The organism is Rubrivirga aquatilis, assembly GCF_046845665.1.
Classification (GTDB): Bacteria; Bacteroidota; Rhodothermia; order Rhodothermales; family Rubricoccaceae; genus Rubrivirga.
This window is the reverse complement of record NZ_CP177355.1, coordinates 2242917-2261604: the sequence shown is the minus strand read 5'-3', so window position 1 is coordinate 2261604 and position 18688 is coordinate 2242917. Positions and strand designations below refer to the sequence as shown.

Genomic DNA, 18688 nt, shown 5'->3' with positions numbered 1-18688 from the left:
AACGGTCACATTGCCCGGCGCGGGTGAGCGGCCCCCTGTTCTACCGCGCTGCGCTACGTCATGGAGGACGCCCTCGGCTACATCGTCGCGTTGGTCGTGTTCGCGCTGGCGGTCGCCCACCTCGTCGCGGCGCCGAGGTCGTGGGGCACGCTCAGTTTCTATCGCCAGTCCTGGCGGTTCTTCACCCGCGACCCAGAACGGGACAAGAGCCTTGACCGGCGACTCGCTTTCACCAACGGGATCGGCGTCACCGCTCTCGCCATCGTCATCCTGTTTTTGGTGCTCGCCGGGTAGGCGCGGTAGAACCGCAATCTGTTAGCTGGCTGTTCGAACGCGTCAAATGGGTCATTACTCCCAAATCCTCGTCCTAGTCCCGCGCCAATGCGTGGGAGACGCGATCCGTGAGGTCGTCCGTTCGGACCGGCGCCCAGACGTGCCAGAACTGGACCGCCCGGTCGAGACGATCGCTGTCCCACAGACCGACGGCCTCCTGGACTGGTTTCCATGCGTCGACGTGGAGCCCGTCGTCGACCGAGACCCGCTCATCGACGAGTTGATCGCTAACCCAGGCACATACGGCTCCATCCAAGCGCCCGACGGGACGTTCGGGACCGGAACGATCCACTACTCAGAGGCCATCGATGATCGGAGAGCGACGTTGGGACTCACGCTGTCGTTGTACCTCGGCGAGGAGATTGCATGCCTCCACTTCCAGTCCCCGTGGAAGCGCCTGAACAGGGCGCTGGACGAGTCGGAAGGGCTGAGGCGGTGGTTCTATTCAATCGCCCGGGCAGCTGGAGGGGAACTCGTACTCCGTGATCACGACGCGGCGGACCAAGTCGAGGTGCTTTACCCCGACGGTACACGTAAGGCCCTCGTGGACTCTCACGAATTGGACTACACCGACGCGCTCGCAGCGGCAGCAACCCGAGCGATTAGGCACGCCAGCTAACCCGCGCTTGCAGGCCGACCGAGAGGGGCAGCGTCCCCGACTCGTCCCAACGGCGCCGCCAGCCATAGCTTCGTCCCACCGCTAAGCGTCACCTCCCGGCGGCTGTAGCGCCCACTGTTCAGCGGCGTGGTGCGCATCGATGCCTATTGACGCGGGAGTCGTACCGTTCGGCTGCACTCATCGTCGCGCACAGCCCATGTCTGCCCGCCTCCGCCTCCTGGGTCCCGCCGGCCCGGTCCTCCTTTGGGTTGCGCTCGCCTGCGCCGGGGCCCTCACCCCCGGGTACTCGCACGCGACTCAGGCGGTCAGTGAGCTCGGCGCCGTCGGCGCGCCCGTGCCGTGGCTCATCAACTGGGTCGGGATCGTCCCCTTCGCCGTGTCCCTCGCCGTCACGGGGGTGTTCGTCGTACGCGATCTCCGCCCGGGCCCCGCGGCGTGGTTGAGCGGGGGCCTGCTGGTCGCCTCCGGGCTCGGCTTCGCCGTCGCCGGGGCGATGCGGTGTGACGTCGGCTGCGGCCCGAGCGAGCTCCAGAGCGCCGTGCTCCATGGAATCGGCGCGGGAGTGGGGTTCCAACTCGCTCCCCTCGCGGCTCTCGTCCTGGGCAGCCGCGCGTTCCGGCGCTCTCCCCACCGTCCGGTGTACGCCTTCAGCGCACTCATGGCGGTCGTGATGGTCGCCAGTATCGCCCTGTTCCTAGGTGTTTTCGACCCGGGCCGATCGCTCGGGGGGGTGTGGCAACGTCTCGTGCTGCTGGCGATCTCGGTTTGGGTCGTCGGGCTCTCGGTATCCCTGTACCGCAGCGCGTCGACGGGAGGCTCGGCGTAGACGGGTGTCGGACCGGACCCGCCACGAGACGCCGCCGAACCCGCCGCCGTACGCCGACGCCGGGCGTGAGCGTTCTCGGCTCGCCCGAGCATGGGCGTATCATTTCGCTCGTCCTCACCGCTGGCGCCGCCCGTCGCGGCTAAGCGGCCACCTGTTCTGCGGCTAGGGATGTGGGCGGCGTAACCTGCCCGAAGTGGCCTCGTAGGGACGCGCCTCTCTGATCTCCCAACCGCAAGAGGCACGTCGTATTGAAGAGCGCGAAGCGATTTCTGGTGTGGACGTTCACCGTCCTGTTCGTCGTAGTGATCGCGGCCGCCGCGGCCGGCCTCAGCTTTCGCTCCGCCCTCGGGCCGCCCGTCGAGGCCTCGCCGCCACGCGCGGTCTATGCGCCCCACGGGGTGGTCGCATCGAGCCAGCCTCTCGCGAGCCAGGCCGGGCTGGCGGTGCTCCAGCGGGGGGGGAACGCGGTCGACGCCGCCGTCACGACCGCCGCCGTGCTGAGCGTGGTCGAGCCGTACATGACCGGGGTGGGCGGGGACCTGTTCGCCATGCTCTGGTCGGCGGAGGAGGGGCGGCTCGTGGGCCTCAACGCGAGCGGCCGGTCGGGGTCGCTGATGACCCGTGAGGCGCTGGCCCACCTCGGGACGGTACCGAGCGACGGCGCCGAGACGGTCACGGTACCGGGGGCTCTGTCCGGGTGGGCGGCGCTGCTGGAGCAACACGGCACGATCACACTCGCGGAGGCGCTGGCACCAGCCATCGCGCTCGCCGAGGACGGGTTCCCTGTTTCCGACGTCACGGCCGCGGAGTGGGCCATCTTCACGGGCCTGCTGAAGAAGGACCCCGGAGCCAGCGCGACGTTCCTCGTGGACGGGGAGCGCGCCCCCGCCGTGGGCGAGTGGTTCTCCAACCCCGACTTCGCCGCTACACTGCGGACGATCGCGCGCGAGGGGCCTGAGGTGCTTTACGGGGGAGACCTGGGCGAGCGTATCGCCACGCACGTGGAAGGGCTCGGCGGATTCCTGACGCCGGACGACTTCGGTCGTCACACGGCCGAATGGGTCGAGCCTCTTTCGGTCCCGTACAAGGAATACCGGCTCTGGGAGCTCCCCCCCAACGGCCAGGGGATCGCCGCGCTCGAGATGCTCCGCATCCTGGAGCCGGTCGACCTCGCGGCCATGGGCCACAACTCGGCCGCCTACCTGCACCACCTCATCGAGGCGAAGAAGCTGGCCTACGCGGACCTCGAGCACTTCGTCGGCGACCCGGAGCACATGGCGGCCACGCCCGAGCAGCTCCTCGCAGACGGCTTCATCACCCAGCGCCGGGCGCTCATCGACCCCGACCGTGCCCTACCACGCGCGGACCCCGACACCTCCCTGACGACGAGCGAGACGACGTACCTCACGGTGGCCGACGCCGAGGGGAACATGATCTCCTTCATCCAGAGCTTGGCCGGGGGGTTCGGGTCGGGGGTGGTCGTTCCGGGGACGGGGTTCGCGCTTCAGAATCGGGGCGTCGGGCTCTCGTACGAGGAGGGCCGGGCGAACACCGTTGCCCCCGGGCGGCGCCCGTTCCACACCATCATCCCGGGCTTCGTGACGCGGGCTGGCGCCGACGGCGAGCAGGAGCCGTGGCTCAGCTACGGCATCGTCGGGGGGCCCCAGCAGCCGCAGGCGCACGTGCAGGTCTTGCTGAACATCGTCCTCTTCGGCATGGACGTGCAGCAGGCCCTCGACGCCCCACGCTTCCGGCATTGGCGGAAGAACCGTGTCAGCTTCGAGTCGTCGATCCCCGAAGAGGTGGTGGACGACCTCCGGTCCATGGGACACGAACCCCAGAATCCCCTGGGAGCGACGGCGCAGACGATCTTTCTGGGCACGAACCGGGGCCTCGTGTTCGGCGGCGGCCAAGCGGTCATGCGGAACTCCAGAGGGTACGTCGCGGGCTCGGACTCACGGAGGGACGGCGTGGCAGCGGCCCACTAGAGCGCCAGAACGCCGGGCCGCTGAAGCCGCCACTTCAGGCGGACGTGGGGCTTCAGCGGCCCCGGCTCGTCCGACCGCTTACGTTTCCCTAGCTTCGTCTCCACATCTCGCTGCTTGCCCCCGCGGCTGAGTGGCAATGTGTTCTACGGCGCTTCCTCACCTTTTCTGATCCCGTATGGAAAGCAAGGCCGCCCGCCGAGTCGTCGAGGCTATCGGGATCATCGGTATCGTAGGCTCGCTCATCTTCGTCGGCATCGAGATCAGGCAGAACTCGGTCACTACGAGGGCGGCCACGGACGCGGCCATCGCCGACTCCTTCCGGGAGTTGAGCGTGGCCCAGGCAACGAGCCCCGCGCTCGCGAGTGCCTTCGCGGCCCACGCCGCCGACCCTGCTTCCGCCCCCGGAGAGGCCCAAGTGCTCATGCTCGGGTTCTGGCGGGCGCTGTTCCACATCTGGTCCAACGTCCACCGGCAGCACCTGAATGGGACCGTGGACCCCGCGATCTACGACTCGGTCGTTCGCGAGATATCGAGTTACGCAGGGCCTCCTTTGACGGCTGAGCCCTCGGGTGAGATCGAGGTTCGGAGCCGGCTCATGTCGTGGGCGTGGACGAGCGAGCGGTTTCTGTTCAACACGGACTTCCAGGAGTTCGTGGATGAGCTGTTGGTGTCACCTCCTCCACACACTTCCACCGCGCCGTAGAACTCACAGCTGCAGGCCGACCCCAAGCGTCAGCGTTCTCAGCCTCGTTCGAGCATCGTGTATTCTGCCGCTCGTCCCACCCGCCAGCCCTCAGCTTTGGGCGGCTGAGCGGTCCACTGTTCGGCAGCGCCTGCCTGGTGTACCTCGTCGCATCGCGTGCCCCCTGCCCCACCCCCTGCCATCCTCTTCAAGCGCCTGCCGGCGGTGGATCCGGCCGAGCTGATCGCGCTGATGAACGACCCGCGCGTGCGGCGCCACCTCCCGCTGGCACGCGGCACGTTCGGCCCGGCAGAGTGCGCACACTTCGTCGCGGCGAAGGAGAGGCTGTGGGCCGAGCATGGCTACGGGCCCTGGGCGTTCGAGGTTAGCGGGCGGTTCGCCGGGTGGGGCGGGCTGCAGCCGGAGGGCGACGACGTGGACCTCGGGCTCGTACTGCACCCAGCGTTCTGGGGGATCGGGCGCGCGCTCTACGCGCGGTTCGTGGCGACGGCGTTTGAGGAGTTGGCCGCGCTGTCGGTCGTGGTCCTGCTTCCGCCGAGCCGGGTCCGGGTCAGCGGGATCGCACGGCTCGGGTTCCGGCCGGACGGTGAGGTGAATGTCGGGGGGCACCCCTTTCGCCGGTACCGCCTGACGGCACCGCACTGCTGAGCCCTCCCCGCAGCGGCCGGCTAAGCATTCGCCAGCGCGATCAAGAAAAGCGCCGCGAAGGAGATCCGCGCGACCGGGCGGAAGCAGGACCGCCAGCGCGTCGTGGACCGGATCGGAGCGCTGGCGGAGGACCCGCGACCGCCCAGGTGCACCAAGCTCTCGGGGCAGGACACCTACCGCGTCCGCCAAGGGGAGCACCGGTAGTCCGCCCCTGGAGCGCTCGAACACGCCGACGCAGGCCGACTTGTGGCGTCCGCGCGCTCAGCTTCGTCGGGAGTCCGCGCTATCATCGCCGTGCCCCCTCGCACCCTCGGCCCATTGCGGCTGATCGGCCTCCTGTTCTGCGGCTAGCCTGAACCCAACGATGTCCACCTCGACGAAGTGGCAACTCGCCCGGACCGCTGCGGAGCAGTACGAGGCCGTCCTGGTCCCTTCCATCTTGGGACCGGCAGCGGAGGCCCTTGTCGCGTGGGCCGCGCCCGAACCTGGAGAGGTCGTCGTCGACATCGGATGTGGGACGGGCGCCGCCGCTCGGCACGCTGCGGTGCGGGTCGCGAGGGGTGGCCGAGTGACGGGGGTGGACGTGAACGACGGGATGCTCGGGGTCGCCCGTTCACTCCCTGCTGAGGCCGGAGCGCCGATCGAGTGGCGCCAGGGAAGCGCCGATGCGCTGCCGCTCGACGAGGGGAGCGCCGACCTTGCCCTCTGTGCGCAAACGCTCCAGTTCCTCCATGATCGCGCGTCTGCCGTCGCAGAGGCTCACCGTGTGCTGAGGCCAGGGGGGCGCCTCGCCGTCAGCGTGTGGCGCGAGCTCTCGGAGAGCCCGTACTTCGCTGCGCTGGTCGAGGCGGTGTCAACGCGCATCGGTCCAGAGACCGCCTCCGGTCTGCGGGCCGCGTTCGCCATGCCGGACGCCTCTGAGATCGGGGACCTCCTCAAGCGGGCGGGCTTCGACGAGGTGCAGGTCGTCTCCGCTCAGATCGAACTAGAGCTCCCGGCAGCGGAGGCGTTCGTCCCCGTCCACATTGGTGCGACCCCGATGTCAGCCGGCTATAGATCTGGGTCGTTGGAGGACCAGGCCGCTGTGGTGCGGGACGTGGCTGAGGCCATGGCGGAGTACTCGACGGAGGGCGGGCTGCGTGTGCCGTTCTCAATGCATCTAGTGGGAGGCTCAAGGTGAGGGCGCCGCAGAACTCACCGCTGCAAGCCGACAGCACGCGCGAGCGTCCTTGCCACGTCCGAACGCCGGGGCCTACACTCCCTCGTCCCGCTCGTCAGCGCGTTGCGGGTGAGCGCCCCATGGTCCTACCGCTAGATCAACGCTTTGCCTGAGGTCAATCCAGCGAAGACGATGCCTTTTGCGTCATCGAAAGACCTCAGCGAGTGGCTGGAGCAGAACCATGCCACTGAACGCGAGCTTTGGGTAAAGGTGTACAAAAAGAAGTCTGGGGTCCCAAGTGTAACCTGGAACGACATCGTGACCGAGACGCTGCGCTGGGGCTGGATCGACGGCGTCAAGAAGTCTCTCGACGATCAAGCCTATTTCCAACGGATTACTCCTAGAAGGGCGCGGAGCACCTGGTCGAAGAGAAATACCGAACACGTGGCACGCATGATCAGCGAGGGGCGCATGGAGGAGCCGGGGCTCGTGCAGGTTCGTGCGGCGAAAGCGGACGGCCGATGGAAGAACGCCTATCCGCCACCGAGCGAAACGGAGGTGCCGGCGGACTTTATGGCAGCGCTAGCGAGCAAGCCGGAAGCGAAGCAGTTTTTTGAGACTCTGAACAAGTCGAGTCGATACGCCATCGCGTCTGGCTTGATGACGTCGAAGAAGCCCGAGACCAGACGCAAGAGATTTATAAAATTTATCAATATGATTGAACGAAAAGAGAAGCCATGACCTGATACCAAGAAGACGTGGCGACGTGCTTGACCAAAATGAACCCGCGTTGTCGCCGACGTACTACTCTCAACAGCACGCCTGAACTGGATCGGACGGGCGGCGAAACCCGCTGCCGTCGGCCGACCGCACGGCTCCCCATTCTCGGCTGTGGTGTCGTTCGGGCACCAAGGCGGCGTCGGAGGGGTCCGCTTCTCGACAGAGCAAGCGGCGATATGCTCGGCAGCCTGGCGCCGAGGGGTTGGAACTGTCGGTCTGTCTCGGCGAAGTTCCAGCCCCTCTACCCCGCCCCCTGTCCATGGCCCAGACCCCAACCGACCGCGCGGATCTCTCGCTCGACGACCAGCACGCCGCGTTTGTCCAGAGCCGGTTCCTCGCCGCCCCCATCGCCGGGGCCATCGTCTGGGCGGCCATCGGTGTGGCCGGGGCGCTCCTGCCGCTCGCCTACGCCATCTGGGCCGTGTTCATCGGGACCGGGATGATCGTCTACCTGGCGATGGCCGTGGCGAAGCTGACCGGCGAGGACTTCTTCGGCCGTGAGCGGACGTCGGACTACTTCGACCGGGTGTTCCTGCTCTCGACCGGCTCCGCGCTTCTCGCCTACGGGATCGCCATCCCGTTCTTCCTCATCGAGCCGACGTCGCTCCCGCTCTCGGTCGGCATCCTGACCGGGCTCATGTGGCTCCCGTTCTCGGGCCTCGTCCGCCACTGGGTCGGCGTGTTCCACGGGGTCACGCGGACCGTGCTCGTGGTCGTCGCGTGGTACCTGTTCCCGGACGCCCGGTTCGTCGCGGTCCCCGCCGTCATCGTCGCCGTCTACCTCGTGACGATCGTCGTGCTCGTCCGCCGGTTCTCAGAGGTCTCCGCGCGTGGGGCCCGCCTTGGGGCCACCTAGGCTCTGTCTCGTGATTCGAGACGAGACCGGTTGCGAGGCCTGCGGCCGTCCGGCAAGGAGCGCGAAGCAGCCGTAGCGCGAGCGACGGCGATGGAGCGCGACACCGCAAGGCGGACGTAGGGCCGCAAGCGGGCCGGTCAGGAATCACGAGACAGGGCCTAACCCACCGCTGCGCGCCGACGACGGCCATCAGCGGTTTCAGCCCGTCTGGACCGCGGCGCTACTTTCGCGTGGTTCCGCCAACGTGACCTCCGCCCGCCGCGGTCGAGCGGCCCTCTGCTCTCCCGCGCTTCTCATTTCGATGTCCACACTCGTTCGACCCCACCCCCAGGGTGACCTGGGCCGGACGAACGGCCGGGCGCTCGTCATCGGAGCGGGGCCGGCAGGACTGATGGCCGCCGAGGTGCTCGCGGAGGCAGGTGTGTCGGTCGTCATCGCCGACCAGATGCCGTCGCCGGCTCGGAAATTCCTGATGGCGGGCAAGTCCGGCCTGAACCTCACGAAAGAAGACGACCACTTTGACGCGGGGTACGGCGAGGTGTCGCCCGCCTTTGCGCGAGCCCTCTCCGAGTTCGGCCCCGACGACGTCATCCGGTGGGCCACCGGCCTGGGCCAGGAGGTGTTCGTCGGGTCCACGGGTCGCGTCTTCCCGGTTGCGATGAAGGCGTCGCCGTTGCTGCGCGCCTGGTTGCAGCGGTTGGACGGTCTCGGGGTGGACCTGCGGACGCGGTGGCGGTGGGGGGGCTGGCGCGATGGGCGAGCCGTGTTCGACACGCCGATGGGACCGCAAGAGATGGAGGCCGACGTCACCATCCTCGCACTCGGCGGGGCGAGTTGGCGCAGACTGGGCACCGACGGCGCGTGGGCGGCACAGATGCCGGGCGCTGTGGCGCCGTTTCAGGCGGCCAACGTCGGGCTCCGCGTGGACTGGTCTGCGCATATGGCGCGCTGGTACGGCCACCCGCTCAAAGGCGTCGCGTTTACGGCGGGAGCGTCGACCAGCCGGGGGGAAGCGATCATCACGAGCAAAGGGTTGGAAGGCGGCGGCATCTACAGCGTCAGCAGTGCCGTCCGGGACGGAGCCGCCCTTCGGGTCGACCTACTCCCCGACCTGTCCCACGCCGTCGTCGCCGAGCGCCTGGCGCAGTTGGGCCCGAAGCCAAGCGTGGCGACGCGTCTGCGCAAGGCGCTCCGCCTCGAGGGCGCGCGCGCCGCTCTCCTCAACGAGTTTGGCCGACCGTTCGGCGCGGACATGGCCCGCACCCTCAAAGGGCTCCTGGTGCGCCATGCCGGCGTCTTGCCCATCGACGAAGCGATTTCGACGGCCGGTGGGCTCCGGTTCGATGTGCTGGATGGGTTTCGGTTGACGGGCGACGCCCCGGTCTATGCCGCTGGCGAAATGCTCGACTGGGAGGCCCCGACGGGCGGCTGGCTGATCACGGGCTGCCTCGCGACCGGACGGGCGGCAGCGCTGCAGGCGTTGGCGGAGACAGGCGTGGCCGCGCGCAGATCACGCGATGCCACGGGGGACTGAATGCCTTCGTGCGCCGTTGCCAGCGGTGGACGTGATGAGACAAGGGCCGCTCCGAAGGGCCGACGGGGCCAAGGCCACGCCCCGGCCGGGGTCCACGTCGACGCTCGTTTCCAGATCGACACAGGTCCACAGGACGATCTTGCACGTCCTCTACGGCGCCTCCTGAGACGCCGTGAGGTAGAACTCGCCCTGCACGCCGACGGCATGCGAGGGGGTCTTGCCTGGTATCGCCGCCAGCACGTAGCATGGGGCGTCGCGTCGCCACGACACCGTCTGTACCGGTGGCGAGCGCCCTCCCGTTCCGCGACCTCCTCTGAGACATGGGGGACGATTCCCTCGACCGGATAAACTGGCACCTCCGCCTCGGTGAGCCCGGGCCCGTCGAACAGGCCGCCGTCGCGGTCGCGGCTCGCGAACTCGCAGAGACGGATGTGGACCTCGCAACGTGGCGCCGGGCGGCCGACGGGGCCCGCGACGACACTCACGCCTGCGAGCGCTACATCCGACGACGAGTGACCAAACTCCGCCGCGAGCTTCGGGCAGGCTCCGGCCCACTCCTCGCGGCCGACCGGCAGGACCAGGCGTGGTGGACGCAGAAGCTCGCGCGCGGGGCCGCAGCGTATCGGGCGACACCTGAGGGCGAGCAGGGGTACCAGGCAACGCTGTCCGTAGCCATTCGAGGGCTGTGGACGTTCTCGCTCCTCTACTTCGTCGCAGCGCTCCTCATCCTGTTGGTTGGGGTGTGGCTCGGCTCGGCTTGAGTTGCTGGCCGCGGAACGGCACGCTGTGCGGCCGCGCTCCCTCCCCTCTCTCGCTTCTCTCCTGATGACCGTAGAGAACACGCTCCACATCGACGCGTCCCCTGACGTCGTCTGGGCCGTCACTGAAGACGTGGACCGCTGGCCGGAATGGACGCCGACCATCTCCTCCGTCCGACGCCTCGACGACCTCCCGCTCGGGATTGGGAGCAAGGCGCTCGTTAAGCAGCCGGGGCAAGCGGAGGCGGAGTGGACGGTGACGGACTTCGTGGCTGGTGAGCGGTTCTGTTGGCAAACCGAGCGGACGGGCCTCGTTGTGGAGGCGACCCACGAACTGAGGCCGGAGGGGGCGGGCACCTTGAACGTGCTCCGAGTCGTAGCCTCCGGGGTGCTAGCGCCGCTGCTCTCTCCCGTCCTTCGCCCGCTCGTCCTTCGAGCGCTGGTCCGGGAGAACCTGGGGCTGAGGGCACGGTGCGAGGGGGAGCCCGCCGCCGCGCCCCGCTCGTAGGCATCGTAGACCTGGTAGACGTTCCTCCACCCTCCCACCAATTGAGATGCAGACAACAGCCGTCGCCGCGATCGCTCTCGTTGCACTTCTTTGTTCAGCCTCCGCCTCGGGCCAGGTCGTCACCGCCGATACGACGCTCGACCTCGCAGCGCTCCCACCCCAAGACGGGTGGGCCATCTTCAACCGGACCGCCGAGTCCCACTCGGAGCCCGGCCGGGAGACCGCTGTCTACCTCGACGAGAAGTCGGGACAGGGCGTCGCCTGGGTACCCGGTCTCTCATTCGGCGACGGCGTGATCGAGGTGGACGTCAGAGGCCGCAACACGCCCGGGCGGAGCTTCGTCGGGCTCGCGTTCCACGGCACTCGCGCCGACCAGTACGAGGCGGTGTACCTCCGGCCGTTCAACTTCCGGGCCGAGGACCCCGACCGCCGGTCCCACGCCGTCCAATACGTGGCCGTCCCGTCGCACGAGTGGTCGCGGCTTCGGACGAACCATCCCGGCCAGTACGAAGCGGCCATTGCCGCGCCCCCGGACCCGGACGGGTGGGTCCACCTCCGGATCGAGCTGGACGGGCCGAGCGTTCGGGTGTTCGTAGATGGGGCGCCCGAGCCGACGCTCGCCGTGGATCGGATCGGGACGTCGGAGCGGGGGTGGGTTGGGTTGTGGGTCGGGAGCGGGTCCGACGGGACGTTTGCCAACCTCACCTTGAGTCCGATGTGAGGCGCACCGTCGGAGAGAGCCCGTTCGTCTGCGACCAAGACCACCTCATGCAGGGGGGTGCTGCGCAGACCGTCAGCCGTCGCATCTGCAGAGTCGCTCAGCAACGCTGCGGGACCGTGCGGCCGTGGCGTCCGTGACGACAGAGCGCCCTTGCCGAGTCGAGCAAGCGCACGGCATTTCTTGATCCGGGTCAAGGCGGCGGTTCGGGACCGTTGAGTACTGTACCCGTAGCCTATCTGCAGCAACCGCCCCCTCCACTGTTGTATCGCTCTGTGCCCCGGCCTATGGATCGCCGTGCTCTCGGGCCTGCTCGGTTGAGTGAGCGGCTAACGGCAGCAGAAGCCAACCCGGCCGGACTGGCCCTGTCCTCCCGTTTGGGTCGCCTTTCTCCCCGGGGTTGCCGTGAGGTCGGCTCTACAACGCCGGAATACCTAGCCTACCGGATATAGGACCCCGGCCCCCTCGCATGGTTCAGTTCTCCCACGCGCCTCGGACGTATCAGGCCTTGGCGGCGCTCCGCATCATCGCTGCCCTGTTCCTGATCGTGCATGGGGTCGCCCGGGTCGCCCTGGGGATCGTGGACGACTTCGGAGGCTTCCTGGGCGAGGTGGGACTGCCGTTCGGGACCTTCGTGGCGGGGTGCATCACCGTGTTCGAAATCGCGGGGGGCGCATACCTGGCGATGGGGCGCTTGGTCCGGCCGTTGGCACTGGGTTTCGCCGCCGAACTCGCCGTGGGGATCGCCCTGGTGCACGCCCCCGAAGGCTGGTTCGTCGTCGGGGCGGGGCGCAACGGGATGGAGTACAGCGCGCTCTTGATCGCCGTGTTGATCGCCGTGGCCTACGCGGCCGGGCCGCCGAGTGCTCACATGCGCTCGGATGCGATGAGCCATTCCCCCTAGCCGGCTTCCTTCGGTGGCTCTTCTCGCTCCTGCCCTCGCTGCTCTCGCCCTCACGGGAGGCGCGGCCTCGCTCGGGGCGCTCCGCATCCCCGTCCTCCGGCTCGACCAGGAACCGGACTCGGCGGCGCGCCTCGTCCGGCTCGATGGCTGGCTGGAGCAGCTCCATCGCTCGGGGAAGTTCAACGGGAACGTGCTCCTGGCTCGGGGGGACGAGATCCTCTACGAGGCGAGCTACGGCCCCGCCGACCTGGGCGACGAGCATCCTCTCACGCCCCGCTCGTCCTTCAACCTCGCGTCGGTTTCCAAGCCGTTCACCGCTTTCGCGGTGGTCCTCCTCCAGCACCGCGGTGCGCTCCGCTACGACGACCCCATCGCCGCCTACCTCCCCGAAGTGGCGTACCTCGAGGGCGTCTCGATCCGGCACCTGCTCCATCACACGGCCGGCCTGGTGGACTATATGAAGCTGGTGCGACAACACGTCTCTCTGTCCCAGATCGAGGTCATCGACACGCAAGCCGTGCTCGATCTGCTCGCTACCCACCGTCCGGGGCTGCAGTTTGCGCCCGGCCGAGCGTTCGCCTATTCCAACACGGGCTACGTCCTCCTCGCCGAGATCGTGGCACGCGCCTCGGGGCAGCCGTTCGGCACCTTCCTGGACACGCACGTGTTCTCGCCTCTGGGGATGACGGACACCGCCGTTGTGACACGGGGCTCAGCCCCCGTTCTCGCACAGCGTGTTCAGGGCTTCCAACGGGCGTATGGACTGTTCGGCGGGCCCCGGCGCCTCCGCGACCTGGGGGTGTTCGATGGCGTCGTGGGCGACGGCGGGATGTACGCCAGTGCTCGCGACGTGTGGACGTGGCACCGCGCTCTGTCCGACGGCTGCCTCGTCCCCCCGGACGCCTATGCCGAGGCCTACCGCGTCGGCACCCTGGCCGACGGTACCCAGACCGGATACGGCTTCGGGTGGTACGTCCGAGGTCGCGTTGCGGAGCACGCTGGAGGGTGGCTCGGCTTCGCTACGTACCTCCACCGCGACCTCCGCGACGACGGGCTGATCGTCGCGCTCGACAACGGGTCCAACGCCCTGCGCATGACGCCTGTCGGGTTTCGGTGGACTTCGATCGCGTTCAATCTGCAGCACGCGCTCTCGCACCTGTAGACGAACGACAGCGAGTCGCCAGACAGAGAGGCACCGCGGGCCCGAGGAGCACGTCCGGCCGCGTCTGCCACGACGGATGGTAGGCCAGGGCCTGGACCTCGCTCGCCGAGGCGTCCGTGGGGTGGTCGAAACGGGCACACCGGTCTGCTCCCCTAGGATCGAGGCAGCCCATGGCGGCGCGGCGCACGCTGGCGACGCCCTCCTTGAGACCAGCCGGGTCGCTGGAGGGGTTCAGGTGGACCCTCTGCCCGTAGCGGATGCGCCCCGGCGACCATCGGCCGGGGCGCACCGGAAGGCTAGAGCGCGCCGCGAAGCTTCTCGGCCGTCTGGACGCGGCCGATGGCGAGGGCGAAGGCCGCCTCGCGCATGGTCGAGCCCAACTCGGCCTGCTTGTCGGCCGTGTCGTGGTAGGCCTTGAGGAGGATCCGCTCCAGCCGCGTGTTCACATCCTCGACACTCCAGCGGTACTGCTGGAAGTTCTGGCTCCACTCGAAGTAGCTCACGATCACGCCGCCCGCGTTCGCCAGGATGTCCGGGACAATGATGACGCCGCGCTCCGCCAGCCGCTGGTCGGCGATGGGCGTGACGGGGAGGTTGGCGCCCTCGACGATGAGCCGGGCCTTGACCGACTCCACGTTGTCCTTGTGGATGGCCGCCTCGATGGCAGCCGGGATGAGCACGTCGCAGTCGAGGCCCATGAAGTCGTCGGCGTCGACCGCGTCGCCGCCGGGGAAGCCCCGGAGCGTGCGGTCGCCGTCCTCCCGCTGGGTGTGGGCGATGGCGGCCTCCAGGTCGATGCCCTCCGTGCGGTGGTAGCCGCCCGTGTGGTCGCTGATGCCGACGATGGTCGCGCCGCGCTCGGCCAGCAGCAGCGCCGCGTTCATGCCCACGTTGCCGAAGCCCTGGATGACGATCCGGAGCTGCGAGGGCTCCATGCCGAGGTGGTCCTTAGCCGCCGCGAGCGTGGTGAGCATCACGCCCCGGCCCGTCGCCTGCGCGCGGCCCGGCGAGCCGCCGAGCTCGAGGGGCTTGCCGGTGACGACGGCGGGGTTGTAGCCGTGCTGGCGGCCGTACTGGTCCACGATCCAGGCCATGGTCTGGGCGTTCGTGCCCATGTCCGGCGCCGGCACGTCTCGGTTGGGGCCCAGGATGAGGTGGATGCGGCTGACGTAGCGCCGCGTGACGTGCTCTAGCTCGCGGTCCGTCAGGTCCCGCGGGTTCACGTTGACGCCGCCCTTGCCACCGCCGAACGGGATGTCGACGAGGGCCGTCTTGTAGGTCATGGTCTCCGCGAGCGCCTTGACCTCCTGCTCGTCGACGAGCGACGAGAACCGGATGCCCCCCTTGAACGGCCCGCGCGCGCCGTTGTGCTGGATGCGGTACCCGCTGTAGGTCGTGAACGTCCCGTCCTCACGGTGGAGCGGGACCTCGACCTTCATCTCGCGGAACGGCGTCCGGATGAGTATCCGCCACTCCGGCGACAGGCCGATCAGGTCGGCGGCGCGCTGGAAGTTGACGGTCGCGATCTCGTACGCGGGGACCTTCGGGACGTGAGACATGAGTTAGGGGAAGAGGGACGGGAAGATCGGAAGCGCTTCTGGGAGAGGCCACCCTCGCGACCGATTCTTTGCCCTCGGCCGATTCTGCCGCGATCCCCGGTGAGTCATGGCTGCGAAGGGAGGGTGTCCGCAGTTCCCCTCCTCAGCCTGGCGGCTGTCCTCCACCCCGCACTCCCCTCCCAGGCTCAGAAGGGCCCACTCGGCATCGGCGAAGCCGAGATCCTGCTGACGGTGACCGAGGGCCGCCAAGACTACGACCTCCGGCTGCGAGACCTCGGCGACGGCACGTTCTCGACCCGCACGGAACTCCCCGACCTGACTCAGACCCGCTCGCTCCGCCTTGGGACGGACGGCGAGACCAACCGGGGCGAGATCCTCCTGCCTGAGCTACAAGAAGCGCGGGATGGCAGCTTCACCGGCACACGAGAAGCGAACGGAGTGACGGTCACCGTCACCGTCAAAAGGGGCGGCAGGACCACCATCATCATCGTGAGGTGGTAGGAAGTGCGCGCTGCTGACCTCGCCCCCGCTCCCGGGATTCGGTCCCGGGAGAGCGGGACGTCGCCGGCCAAGATGGGCTGACTTCCCGACGTGCGACACGGCGCACGTCCGGCTGCACCCAACGCGCAGACGGCCCGACGCGCCATGATCGACCGGTCGCCCACCCGCGATGGAACGGATGTCGGGACCGGCCGGGTGCCGGCCCCGGACAAGATCGAGTCGGTCGTCGTCTCTCTCAGCGCCGAGGTCGGCGCGGGGCGCTACCGCCTGGTTGTCCCCGGCGGCTGGAACGAGGGCGGCGCGGCGCTCGAATACCGCGTGCAGCCCGCCGATGACGTCGCCCCGGCGGGCACCGTCGAGGCAACGCTGACGCGCACCGACGACCCGCTCGTGCTCGGGTTCAACATCGGAATGCCTCCGGCAGCCCGCTAGTCGGCGCGGACCCAGATCCGGACGCCCTTCGCTGGAACGGGCGCCGTCACGGCTTGCGCTTCGAGCACCCCGCGTCCGAATCGGCTCGCGTCGACGATCCCGCCGTCCGCGTCCGCGTCCGCCACCAGCCGCCAGTCGGCGGCGGGGAGGTCGGGGGCGAACGTCGCGGGCGCGTCGCCCGCATTGATCAGGACCAGCACGCGGTCGCCGACGAGGTAGCCCAGCGCCTGGGGCCCGCCGCCGGCCACGTCGCGGACCCAGCCTGGGGGCACGGGCCCGCCCACGCGAAACACGTCGCCCGCCGGGGACGCGCGGAGCGCGAGGAGCCCGCGCCACCAGTCGAGCATCGTCGCGCGGTCGACGGGCGCGGTCTCGCCGATCTCGTCCCAGCGGAAGGTGTTGGCCGTGCGCAGGTTGTAGGTGTCCCCTCGCCCCTTGAGGTAAATCGGCGCGAGCGGCATCGCGTCGAGCCGCCGTTCGCCGCCCCAGTCGTCGGCGAGCGGCGCGAGCCCCTTCGACCGCGCGAACTCGGTCCCGCCGTGCAGCACGACCGGGCCGAGCGAGGTCAGCAGCAGCGTCGCCGCGATCCGCATCTCGGCCTCCCTCACCCCCAGCCGACCATCCCACCGGCAGTCCCCGGATTGGCACGTCGCAAACCGGTCCGCGAGCGCCCAGTTGTCGTGGATGTCGAGGTAGTTGATGCCGCCGGTCGGCGTGGGCTCCTCGGGGTAGGCGTTGGCGACGCCCCGGAGCGCGGCGTCGCGAGCGTTGGGATCGCCGCCGGAAAAGCCGCGGGAGACCGGCGCGGGCGTCGGGTCGTCGAGCGGCGTGCCCTTGAAGGCGTTGCGGGCGTCGTCCTGGAAAAAGGTGATCGGGCTGTCGGCCTTGTACCAGTCCCAGTCCGGATTCGCCTCGTAGTCGGGGTCGTTGCTCGCGATCCAGGGCTCCCCGTAGATCAGCACGTCGTCGCCGAGCTCGGCCTGGATCCAACGCAACGTCTGCTCGTCGGTCTGGCCGGCGAGGTCGATGCGGAAGCCGTCGATGCCGAACACGTCGACGAGCTGGCGGAGCTGGTCGAGCAGCCAGCGCTGCACGAAGGGCCGGTTCTCGCTTTTGACCTCGTTCCCGAACGCGCCGATGTGGGTCCCGTCGTCGTCGAGCCGGTAGTGGTACCACTTGTCGATGCCGTTGAAGGTGAAGAGGCGCTCGTCGCCCTCCATGTTCTCGCCGGTGTGGTTGAAGACGACGTCGACCACGACCGCCAGCCCCCGCGCGTGGAGCGTGTCGACGAGCGCCGCCAGCCGCTCGCGCTCTCGCCCGGGTTCGTCGCCCTCGGATCGGAAGCGGCTCTCGATGGCGAAGGCGTGCGTCGTGCGGTAGCCCCACTGGTAGTTCTCCCTGTCGATGCCCTGCTCGCGCATGAAGGCATCGTCGGCGAAGGCGGCCTGCCACTCGGCGTCGGGGTAGTGGAGAAACTCCTGGACCGGCATCAGGTGGACGGTGTTGACGCCCAGGCTGGCGACGTGGTCGAGGCCGACCGGCTCGCCCCTCTCGTTCCGCAAGCCGGGCATGGCGAACGCTTCAAGGGGTCCGACGCCCTCGGGCACGGGCAGGGCGTCGGTAAAGTCCTGGAGGTGGACCTCGTACGCGACCACGTCCTCCATCGCCGGGCGCGGACGGGCTCGCGTCCCGGCCCCCGCGATCCGGTCGCGCCAGATGCGCGCGCGGCCCCACGAGTCGTCGGAGACCAAGGCGTACGGGTCGGTGACCGTCTCGCCGGTCTGGTTCGTGAACGCCGAGCCCGGCCCGTCGGGGCCGTAGACGGCGTAGTCATACCAGATGCCCTCCAGACCATCCGGCTCGACGTGCTCCCACACGCCGTCGGCGTCGCGGACAAGGGCCCGATGCCCCGATGCCGGCCCCGTCCGGTCGGCGTAGAGCGCGAGGTGGACCGAGTCGGCGCGGGGGGCGAACAGCCGGAACGTGGTCTCGCGGAGCCGAGCCTGGACGCCCATCGGCTTGGGGCTCGTCAGGTCGCGCCACAGCCCGTCGAAGCGCGCGCGAGCGCGCAACGTGCCCGCCGGGGTGTCGACCTCGACCCAGTGGACCTGCGCCGGGTCGAGCGGCCCCGTCGCCAGCAGGGCGGAGTGCGCTTCGTGCGGGGTCAGGCCGGCGACCGCGACCGGCTCGCCGTCCCACCGGGCCACGCGGTAGTCGCTCGCCGTGAGCGGCCGGTCCGTGCCGGTCACCTCCACCCAGACGGCCCACCCCCCTCTCAGCTCGGCGACGAGCCGCGCCGGGACCTCGCCGAACCGGTACACGAGGTTGCCGCCGGCCACGTTTGGCGCCTCGGCAGGCGGGTCGAGCCAGCGCCCGTCGGCGCGGAACTTGAAGGGCGTCGCGGGCCCCAGCCCGGCCGCCTCGGGATCGACGGCCAGCGTCCACAGGCCGTCGCCGGCGGGCGCCAGCGCCCAGGCCGCGTCGGCGTCGTCGGTGCTCCAGCCGCGGAACGGGCCCGTCACGGCGACCCTCTCGGGCGTGACCCCGTAGAGCGCCGAGTCGAACACGAACACGACGCGGTCGCCGTCGTGGGTGTAGCCGCGCAGGCGGTCCGCGTCGGCCGTCTGGGCGAGGGCGGGGGCCGCGAGCAGGGCGAGCGCGAGAAGGCGGAGCATGGCCGTCGGGCGGAGGGGCCGGAAG

The 18688-nt window shown here is 69.3% G+C and carries 19 protein-coding genes; 17 read left to right on the top strand and 2 right to left on the bottom strand.

Translation table 11 applies throughout. The features are described 5' to 3' along the window. Positions 1 to 60 precede the first annotated feature (60 nt). The 15 genes from ACLII4_RS09770 to ACLII4_RS09700 all read left to right on the top strand — a co-directional run bounded on the left by ACLII4_RS09770 (position 61) and on the right by ACLII4_RS09700 (position 13496). Positions 61 to 294 (top strand): hypothetical protein, encoded by a 234-nt coding sequence (locus ACLII4_RS09770; RefSeq protein WP_412067206.1) that lies wholly within the window; start codon positions 61 to 63, stop codon positions 292 to 294. 91 nt (positions 295 to 385) lie between these two features. Next, on the top strand, positions 386 to 952 hold the full coding sequence (locus ACLII4_RS09765; protein ID WP_412067205.1) for a hypothetical protein: 567 nt from the start codon (positions 386 to 388) through the stop codon (positions 950 to 952). A gap of 196 nt (positions 953 to 1148) precedes the next feature. Further along, a complete protein-coding gene (locus ACLII4_RS09760) occupies positions 1149 to 1778 on the top strand; it encodes a DUF998 domain-containing protein (RefSeq protein WP_412067204.1) in 630 nt (209 codons plus the stop codon). 248 nt (positions 1779 to 2026) lie between these two features. Continuing rightward, positions 2027 to 3766 (top strand): gamma-glutamyltransferase, encoded by a 1740-nt coding sequence (gene ggt / locus ACLII4_RS09755; protein WP_412067203.1) that lies wholly within the window; start codon positions 2027 to 2029, stop codon positions 3764 to 3766. Between the two features lie 175 nt (positions 3767 to 3941). Beyond that, positions 3942 to 4469 (top strand): hypothetical protein, encoded by a 528-nt coding sequence (locus ACLII4_RS09750; RefSeq protein WP_412067202.1) that lies wholly within the window; start codon positions 3942 to 3944, stop codon positions 4467 to 4469. Positions 4470 to 4625: 156 nt separating this feature from the next. Then, a complete protein-coding gene (locus tag ACLII4_RS09745) occupies positions 4626 to 5117 on the top strand; it encodes a GNAT family N-acetyltransferase (RefSeq protein ID WP_412067201.1) in 492 nt (163 codons plus the stop codon). Between the two features lie 364 nt (positions 5118 to 5481). Further along, complete coding sequence (locus ACLII4_RS09740; protein WP_412067200.1) at positions 5482 to 6297, top strand: class I SAM-dependent methyltransferase; 816 nt, start codon at positions 5482 to 5484, stop codon at positions 6295 to 6297. 144 nt (positions 6298 to 6441) lie between these two features. Next, positions 6442 to 7017, top strand: a complete 576-nt coding sequence (locus tag ACLII4_RS09735; protein ID WP_412067199.1) for a YdeI/OmpD-associated family protein — start codon at positions 6442 to 6444, stop codon at positions 7015 to 7017. A gap of 298 nt (positions 7018 to 7315) precedes the next feature. Next, positions 7316 to 7912, top strand: coding sequence for a DUF7010 family protein (locus tag ACLII4_RS09730; protein WP_412067198.1), 597 nt, complete (start codon positions 7316 to 7318; stop codon positions 7910 to 7912). 301 nt (positions 7913 to 8213) lie between these two features. After that, positions 8214 to 9446: a TIGR03862 family flavoprotein gene (locus ACLII4_RS09725; RefSeq protein WP_412067197.1), complete on the top strand. Its 1233-nt coding sequence runs from the start codon at positions 8214 to 8216 to the stop codon at positions 9444 to 9446. 320 nt (positions 9447 to 9766) lie between these two features. Next, entirely contained in the window at positions 9767 to 10207 is a 441-nt protein-coding gene (locus ACLII4_RS09720; protein WP_412067196.1) for a hypothetical protein, read from the top strand. Positions 10208 to 10271: 64 nt separating this feature from the next. Continuing rightward, positions 10272 to 10712, top strand: a complete 441-nt coding sequence (locus ACLII4_RS09715; protein ID WP_412067195.1) for an SRPBCC family protein — start codon at positions 10272 to 10274, stop codon at positions 10710 to 10712. Positions 10713 to 10758: 46 nt separating this feature from the next. Beyond that, complete coding sequence (locus ACLII4_RS09710) at positions 10759 to 11433, top strand: hypothetical protein (RefSeq protein WP_412067194.1); 675 nt, start codon at positions 10759 to 10761, stop codon at positions 11431 to 11433. A gap of 466 nt (positions 11434 to 11899) precedes the next feature. Then, complete coding sequence (locus tag ACLII4_RS09705) at positions 11900 to 12334, top strand: DoxX family protein (RefSeq protein WP_412067193.1); 435 nt, start codon at positions 11900 to 11902, stop codon at positions 12332 to 12334. A gap of 13 nt (positions 12335 to 12347) precedes the next feature. Next, positions 12348 to 13496, top strand: a complete 1149-nt coding sequence (locus ACLII4_RS09700; RefSeq protein ID WP_412067192.1) for a serine hydrolase domain-containing protein — start codon at positions 12348 to 12350, stop codon at positions 13494 to 13496. Positions 13497 to 13792: 296 nt separating this feature from the next. Here ACLII4_RS09700 and ACLII4_RS09695 read toward each other — a convergent pair whose 3' ends face one another. After that, on the bottom strand, positions 13793 to 15055 hold the full coding sequence (locus tag ACLII4_RS09695) for a Glu/Leu/Phe/Val family dehydrogenase (RefSeq protein ID WP_412067191.1): 1263 nt from the start codon (positions 15053 to 15055) through the stop codon (positions 13793 to 13795). A 123-nt stretch (positions 15056 to 15178) separates the two neighbouring features. Between ACLII4_RS09695 and ACLII4_RS09690 the strand changes: the two genes are divergently transcribed. Then, positions 15179 to 15556 carry a hypothetical protein gene (locus ACLII4_RS09690; RefSeq protein WP_412067190.1) on the top strand — a complete coding sequence of 126 codons (378 nt, stop codon included), beginning with the start codon at positions 15179 to 15181 and terminating at the stop codon, positions 15554 to 15556. Positions 15557 to 15700: 144 nt separating this feature from the next. Further along, positions 15701 to 15988 (top strand): hypothetical protein, encoded by a 288-nt coding sequence (locus ACLII4_RS09685; RefSeq protein WP_412067189.1) that lies wholly within the window; start codon positions 15701 to 15703, stop codon positions 15986 to 15988. Here ACLII4_RS09685 and ACLII4_RS09680 read toward each other — a convergent pair. Continuing rightward, positions 15985 to 18663, bottom strand: coding sequence for an alpha-amylase family glycosyl hydrolase (locus ACLII4_RS09680; RefSeq protein ID WP_412067188.1), 2679 nt, complete (start codon positions 18661 to 18663; stop codon positions 15985 to 15987). The two genes, ACLII4_RS09685 and ACLII4_RS09680, sit on opposite strands and share 4 nt — an antisense overlap. Between the last annotated feature and the right edge of the window lie 25 nt (positions 18664 to 18688).